This is a genomic window from Nostoc sp. LEGE 12447, from assembly GCF_015206985.1.
Lineage (GTDB): Bacteria > Cyanobacteriota > Cyanobacteriia > Cyanobacteriales > Nostocaceae > Nostoc.
The window spans coordinates 140,315-147,296 of record NZ_JADEXT010000017.1; the positions used below are offsets into that span (position 1 = coordinate 140,315).

The window sequence follows — 6,982 nt, forward strand, 5'->3', positions numbered from 1 at the left end:
TTCTTCAGGGCTATGTAAAAATTCATACTAATTTGATTTGTCTTTTGTCCTTTGTCTGAGTACTAATGACTAATGACTAATTAAAGTTTGACTTCAATATCCACACCCGATGGTAGATCCAATTTCATCAGAGCATCTATAGTCTTAGAAGAGGGCTGGTAAATGTCAATAATCCGGCGATGGGTACGGGTTTCAAAGTGTTCCCGTGAATCTTTATCTACGTGAGGCGATCGCAGCACACAATAGATCCGGCGTTTTGTGGGTAAAGGAATTGGGCCTATGGCTGTAGCGTTGGTGCGGTTAGCTGTGTCTACAATCTTCTCGCAAGATGTATCTAATAAGCGTCGGTCAAAAGCCTGTAAGCGAATTCTAATTTTCTGCTGCTGTAGAGTTGCCATCTTTAATTTTCCAGGTTCTGCGTAATTAGGGGATTATTTACAGGTTAAAGGTTACAGGGTAAAGGTTACAGAAAACTATTACCTGTCCCCTGTAACCTATTACCTTATTTATAGAGGGAAGAGAAAGGAGCAGAGAGGAATCATACCATCTCTGCTCCTTTGTTATGAGCAAAAAGGTGCTACTTGATAATTTTGGAGACGACACCAGCACCTATGGTGCGTCCACCTTCGCGGATAGCGAAGCGCATTCCTTGTTCAATCGCGATCGCGTTGATCAATTCTACTGTCATCTTGATGCGATCGCCTGGCATCACCATTTCTACTTCTTTGCCTTCATCGGAGGTGTAGGCTTTGATGGTACCAGTTACATCAGTTGTCCGCACGTAGAACTGGGGACGGTAGCCAGCGAAAAATGGAGTCTTACGACCACCTTCTTTTTCTGTTAAGACATACACCTCACCTTCAAATTCATTGTGAGGTTTAATCGAACCAGGTTTGGCGATGACCATACCCCGTTCAATATCAGCCTTCTGGATACCCCGGAGTAGTACGCCAGCGTTATCCCCAGCCATACCTTGGTCGAGACTCTTCTTGAACATCTCAATCCCAGTTACGGTAGTGGCGCGAGTATCTCTGATACCCACTAGTTCAACGTTATCGCCAACTTTGACTACACCCCGCTCAATCCGACCGGTGGCGACAGTACCACGACCTGTAATTGAGAACACGTCTTCTACAGCCATCAGGAAGGGTTTATCAACATCCCGCTCAGGAGTGGGGATGTAAGAATCTACAGCATCCATCAATTCGTAGATTTTGTCTACCCAAGGATTTTCACCGCGTTGGGTCTTAGGATTTTTGGTCATTGCTTCTAGAGCTTGCAGACCAGATCCTTTGATAATGGGGATGTCGTCACCAGGGAAATCGTAGCTGGAAAGCAGTTCTCTCAGTTCTAGTTCTACTAGTTCTAAGAGTTCTGGGTCATCCATCAAATCTTCTTTGTTCAAGAAGACAACCAGACTGGGAACGCCTACCTGTTTTGCCAACAGGATGTGTTCGCGGGTTTGGGGCATAGGACCATCGGTAGCAGCAACTACGAGGATACCTCCGTCCATCTGGGCAGCACCGGTGATCATGTTTTTCACATAGTCAGCGTGTCCTGGACAGTCTACGTGAGCATAGTGCCGACTTGCAGTCTCATACTCTACGTGAGCGGTATTAATGGTAATACCCCGTGCCTTTTCTTCTGGGGCATTATCAATTTGGTCGTAGCCCTTAGCTACAGCCTGACCCATAGCTGCCAAGGTCATGGTAATGGCTGCTGTCAAGGTAGTTTTACCGTGGTCAACGTGGCCAACTGTACCGATATTGATGTGGGGCTTATTTCTTTCAAACTTTGCACGTGCCATGAATGCTCATTTCCTTATTTTAACTAAGCGTTCCCTTTGCTTTTTGCAATGATAGTTTCAGCTACGCTGCGAGGCACCTCTTCGTAGTGGCTGAACTCCATCGTGAAGGTACCCCGACCTTGCGTTTTTGACCGGATATCAGTGGCGTAGCCAAACATACTCGCCAGTGGAACTTTGGATGTTACCTTAGCGAGTCCCTTTTCGGTGCTTTGGCTTTCAATCTGCCCTCGGCGGGTGTTGAGGTCGCCAATGACGTTCCCCATATAGTCTTCAGGAACTTCAACTTCAACTTTCATCATAGGCTCTAAGATGACAGGTGAAGCTTTCAGTACAGCCTCTTTCATCGCCATTGAGCCAGCGATTTTAAAAGCCATTTCTGAAGAGTCTACATCGTGGTATGACCCATCAATTAGCGTCGCTTTAACATCAATCAATGGATATCCAGCTAGAACACCGGATTCACAACTTTCTTTCATCCCTTGTTCTGCGGGCCCAACGTACTCTTTAGGTACTGTACCGCCAGCAATTTTGGAAACGAATTCAAAGCCAGTACCGGGTTCTCCAGGCTCCAAATTGATCACAACGTGACCGTATTGACCTTTACCACCACTTTGGCGGATGAATTTGCCCTCAACTTTGTTCACAGCTTTCCGAATTGTTTCTCGGTAAGCTACTTGTGGCGCACCTACATTCGCTTCCACCTTGAATTCTCGTAACATCCGGTCTACTAGAATTTCTAGGTGTAGCTCTCCCATTCCCGCTATCACGGTCTGGTTTGTTTCGGGATCGACGCGAACACGAAAGGTGGGGTCTTCTTCTGAGAGAGATTGCAGAGCTTTGGACAATTTGTCCATATCGTTCTTGGTTTTGGGTTCAACCGCCACCGAGATCACGGGCTCAGGAATGAATAGGGATTCCAGAATTACTGGTGATCCATCATCACAGAGCGTGTCACCTGTTAAGGTGTCTTTTAAACCCAGAGCTGCTCCCAAATCACCAGCTCGCAATTCATCGACATCTTGCCGATCGTCTGCCTTCATGAGAACTAAGCGGGAAATCCGTTCTTTTTTATTCTTACTAGCGTTGAGAACGTAGCTGCCCTTTTTCAGGACACCAGAATAAACGCGAACAAATGTCAGGCGACCGTAAGGGTCAGCCATAATCTTGAATGCCAGAGCTGCTAGGGGTTCATTGTCATCAGCCCGTCGCTCAATAGTATCGCCATTGGGCAGTAAGCCTTGAATTGGCGGTACTTCACTTGGCGCTGGCAGGTAATCTACAACGGCATCCAGCATTAACTGCACGCCTTTGTTTTTAAATGCTGAACCGCAAAGTACTGGTACAATTGTGCCCGCAATTGTGCCTTTACGCAGAGCAGTCTTAATTTCCTGTTCTGTAAGTTCTTCGCCCTCGAAGTACTTAGTCATTAAAGCATCGTCGGTTTCTGCCGCGGCTTCTATGAGCTTGGTGCGGAATTCGTCTGCCTGCGCTTGCAATTCTTCCGGGATATCGGTTTCCTGGATATCCGTTCCTTGGTCATTGGCGTAAATGTACGCACGCTGCCTTACTAGGTCAACGATACCTTGGAAGTCATTCTCACTACCAATTGGTAGTTGAATAGCGATCGCATTCGCCCGCAGGCGATCGCGAATTTGGTCATGAACTTTATAAAAGTTCGCTCCGGTGCGATCCATCTTGTTGATAAAGGCTATCCGAGGAACTTTGTAGCGTTCTGCTTGTCGCCACACTGTCTCAGACTGCGGTTGCACGCCGCCCACAGAACAAAATACTGCGATTACACCATCCAACACGCGCATGGAACGTTCAACTTCAATTGTGAAGTCTACGTGACCTGGAGTATCGATAATGTTAATTTGATGATCTTTCCAACTGGTACTAATAGCAGCAGCAGTAATGGTAATTCCCCGCTCCCGCTCTTGCTCCATCCAGTCTGTGACGGCAGTTCCTTCATGAACTTCGCCAATTTTATGAATTATCCCAGAGTAAAATAATATTCTCTCTGTTGTTGTTGTTTTGCCCGCATCTATATGCGCCGCAATACCAATGTTGCGTACTTTCTCTAGCGGGATCGTGCGTGCCACAGCTACCTCCTATAGTTTTTGCCTCATGATATCTTGTATATTACTCTTTGTTAAGATTCTATACTTTTACGGAAAACCGTCTTTTTTTTGTAAATCCACGATATACCGCTTCGGCAAGGCGATATATCGCTTTTCTACTTAATAACGATAGTGGGCAAATGCTTTGTTAGCTTCCGCCATCCGGTGCGTTTCTTCGCGTTTCCGAATAGCATTGCCAGTTTCGTTAGCAGCATCCATTAACTCATTTGCCAATTTGCTTGCCATTGTCCGGCCTGGTCTAGACCGGGAATATTGCACTAACCAACGCAGTGCTAAGGTAGTGCCCCGTTCTGAACGCACTTCCATTGGTACTTGGTAGGTTGCTCCACCTACTCGCCTAGCTTTCACCTCTACTAAAGGTGTGGCATTTCGCACTGCTCTTTCAAAGGTTTCTAAAGCACCATTACCAGTGCGTTCCTCAATAGTTTTCAATGCTTCATAAACAATTCGTGCGGCAAGTGATTTCTTGCCATGACGCATGATCCGCCTGATAATCATGCTCACAAGGCGACTGTTATATACAGAGTCAGACGGAACTGGGCGCCTTTGAATAACACCACGACGAGACATACTTCACCTTTAATTCGGAATTGGCAACGAAATTATATGCTATCAGACACCGGAAACTAAAAGCTGTGGAACCCAACCCTCAGACTTTTTCAATTTTGTTTTCGACTGTTGCAGCAAGGCTGACCTATTGACTGCCAATTTTGGATTAGAGTTTTTGGTAGACGTTCCGACCACAAGGATTGGAAAAAATCAAAAGTCTGTAAGCCTCATCCCCTTGTGGGTTCGACCAATCCAAAATTGCAAATCTAAAATCTAAAATTCATTGACTTGCTACCTGCAATTAAATACTTAAGGTGACAAGATTCTAAACCTTAATGTCCAGATTAGAATTCTGCTGTGGGTTACAGCATTCTCCTCAGAACTTCTACACTTGCTCGCTTAGTGTAGGTGTAGCTTGCTTGATTTTTTTTAACAGACTGAGCAGCTTTCATAACTGCTCTTAGAACACATACCCTGATAGTTTTTTGTCCTTGGGCGCTTCGTAAGATAGACGATTAACCGTGTTGGGTGCGATTAATCGCCTAATCCTATTTTTTCGCTTCTTTCGGACGCTTGGTTCCATACTTGGAACGCCCTTGTTTACGGTCTTTAACTCCGGCTGTATCTAGGGTGCCACGGATAATGTGGTATCTCACGCCTGGTAGATCCTTAACCCGACCACCACGAATCATCACAACTGAGTGTTCTTGTAAGTTGTGACCAATACCTGGAATGTAAGCTGTGACTTCAAATCCAGATGTCAGTCTGACTCTTGCTACTTTGCGTAGAGCTGAGTTAGGCTTCTTGGGTGTGGTCGTGTATACTCTGGTACAAACTCCTCGACGTTGAGGGCATTGTTTCAGAGCCGGGGACTTGGTTTTCTGACGCGCTTGCTCGCGCTCATTACGTATTAGCTGCTGTATTGTTGGCATGAGTTACAGCGCGTAAAGCTGCTTATATGTCTAAGTTTTAACAAATCCTGATTATATCGTTTTTTAGTGTTTTATGTCAATTGTAATTTTTCCTTTGTTATTAGCAAACGATCGCTAATTAAGGACTATTGATTGCTTGTCAAAAAAGAATTGCCACAGCCACAGGTTGCGATCGCTTGGGGATTGTGGAAGCGAAAACCACCACCCATTAAGTCTTCTGAATAATCTACCCTCAAACCGTTGAGGTAATTTAAGCTTGTAGCATCTATGAGTACTTGAATTTCGTCCAAGTTGAAAACCTGGTCGCCAACTTTTATCGTTTCATCGAAGGACATATCATAAAATAACCCAGAACAGCCACCTGGTTTTACTGCCAATCGAAACAAGACATTTGGCTGCTGCTTGGACTTTATTCGCCCAATTTCACTCGCGGCTGCTTGACTCAGATGAATCATGGAACTCGTTTTTTGCAATTGGATACCCCATTTTCATTTTACAGACAGATGGGTTAACTCTTGCTTCTCGAAAATCCCAAATTACCGAAGCCATGAGCGCGATCGCTATTACTACATTTATAGCACAACAAACTTCAGTCCCCACCTTAACTAGGTAGGGACTTCTGGGGTGCAGTGGTTCGCAAAGACGATTGGCACAAAAATGTATTCAGTTTTTAGATTAGAGCTTTAGTCCTTAGTTCGGGCATAGTCATCTTGGTAGCGGATAATGTCATCCTCTCCCAAGTATTCGCCATTTTGCACTTCAATTAACACTAAGGTAATCACGCCAGGATTTTCTAAACGATGAGATGTACATTGAGGTACATAAGTTGACTCATTATTGCTCAGTAATACTTCTTTCTCGCCACAAGTTACTCTAGCTGTACCTGAGACAACAATCCAGTGTTCGCTGCGGTGGTGGTGCATCTGTAAACTGAGGCGGTGTCCGGGCTTAACTTCGATGCGCTTAATTTTGTATCCGCGCCCTTCTTCCAAAACTGTAAAAGCACCCCAAGGACGTAACTCAGTTGCAGCAACGCCTCTGGAAGTGATAGTTGAAGGTAGGTGTGGAGTGTCAGTCTGTGTAGTTTCTTGATATCGAGCCATAATTACCTCATTTGAAGACATAACAAACCGTCTGTACTCTTAACTATTGATAAGAAATCTGGCGCTATGTTGCAACGTTGAAAATCAGCAATTTTGTCGCACCTTGATAAACATAACAAAATCAAACCTGATGGTGTAAACCATCACTATTAAAACTCTTAGGTTTACACTAAGTCTTCATTAAGCAAAGCAGCAGCTTGTTCTAAACTTTAAAAAAAGATGGGGCATTGGGAATTGAAAAGAGGCAAAGGGGCGGGGTGTTGCTCTTGCTGAGGACAAAACTCTTTTCCCTTGCTCCCTTACTCCCTACTCTTTAATCCCTGATTAACGTGAGTTCGACGGAACTAAAAAATGGCAGGAGGTAGAGCAGGCAAATCTTTTGGGTAAATATCAATCGACGGTTTTTTGGGCAAATAGGTGTAAGCAGCTAAACCAGCCATCAAGTTAACC

Annotated in this window: 7 protein-coding genes; all 7 read right to left on the minus strand. The window is 44.9% G+C overall.

What is annotated here, in order from left to right; all coding sequences use genetic code 11:
- Window positions 1-80: 80 nt before the first annotated feature.
- Window positions 81-398: a 30S ribosomal protein S10 gene (gene rpsJ / locus IQ274_RS18740; protein WP_008232935.1), complete on the minus strand. Its 318-nt coding sequence runs from the start codon at window positions 396-398 to the stop codon at window positions 81-83.
- 179 nt (window positions 399-577) lie between these two features.
- The gene (gene tuf / locus IQ274_RS18745; RefSeq protein WP_100899834.1) at window positions 578-1,807 is read right to left on the minus strand and encodes an elongation factor Tu; all 1,230 of its coding nucleotides are present in this window, start codon (window positions 1,805-1,807) and stop codon (window positions 578-580) included.
- 23 nt (window positions 1,808-1,830) lie between these two features.
- Entirely contained in the window at window positions 1,831-3,909 is a 2,079-nt protein-coding gene (fusA, locus tag IQ274_RS18750) for an elongation factor G (protein WP_163928523.1), read from the minus strand.
- A gap of 138 nt (window positions 3,910-4,047) precedes the next feature.
- Window positions 4,048-4,518, minus strand: coding sequence for a 30S ribosomal protein S7 (rpsG, locus tag IQ274_RS18755; RefSeq protein WP_012410237.1), 471 nt, complete (start codon window positions 4,516-4,518; stop codon window positions 4,048-4,050).
- Between the two features lie 527 nt (window positions 4,519-5,045).
- On the minus strand, window positions 5,046-5,429 hold the full coding sequence (rpsL, locus tag IQ274_RS18760) for a 30S ribosomal protein S12 (RefSeq protein ID WP_012410236.1): 384 nt from the start codon (window positions 5,427-5,429) through the stop codon (window positions 5,046-5,048).
- Window positions 5,430-5,554: 125 nt separating this feature from the next.
- Complete coding sequence (locus IQ274_RS18765) at window positions 5,555-5,884, minus strand: HesB/IscA family protein (protein ID WP_163928522.1); 330 nt, start codon at window positions 5,882-5,884, stop codon at window positions 5,555-5,557.
- Between the two features lie 228 nt (window positions 5,885-6,112).
- Window positions 6,113-6,532 (minus strand): cupin domain-containing protein, encoded by a 420-nt coding sequence (locus IQ274_RS18770; RefSeq protein WP_163928557.1) that lies wholly within the window; start codon window positions 6,530-6,532, stop codon window positions 6,113-6,115.
- Window positions 6,533-6,982: the final 450 nt, after the last annotated feature.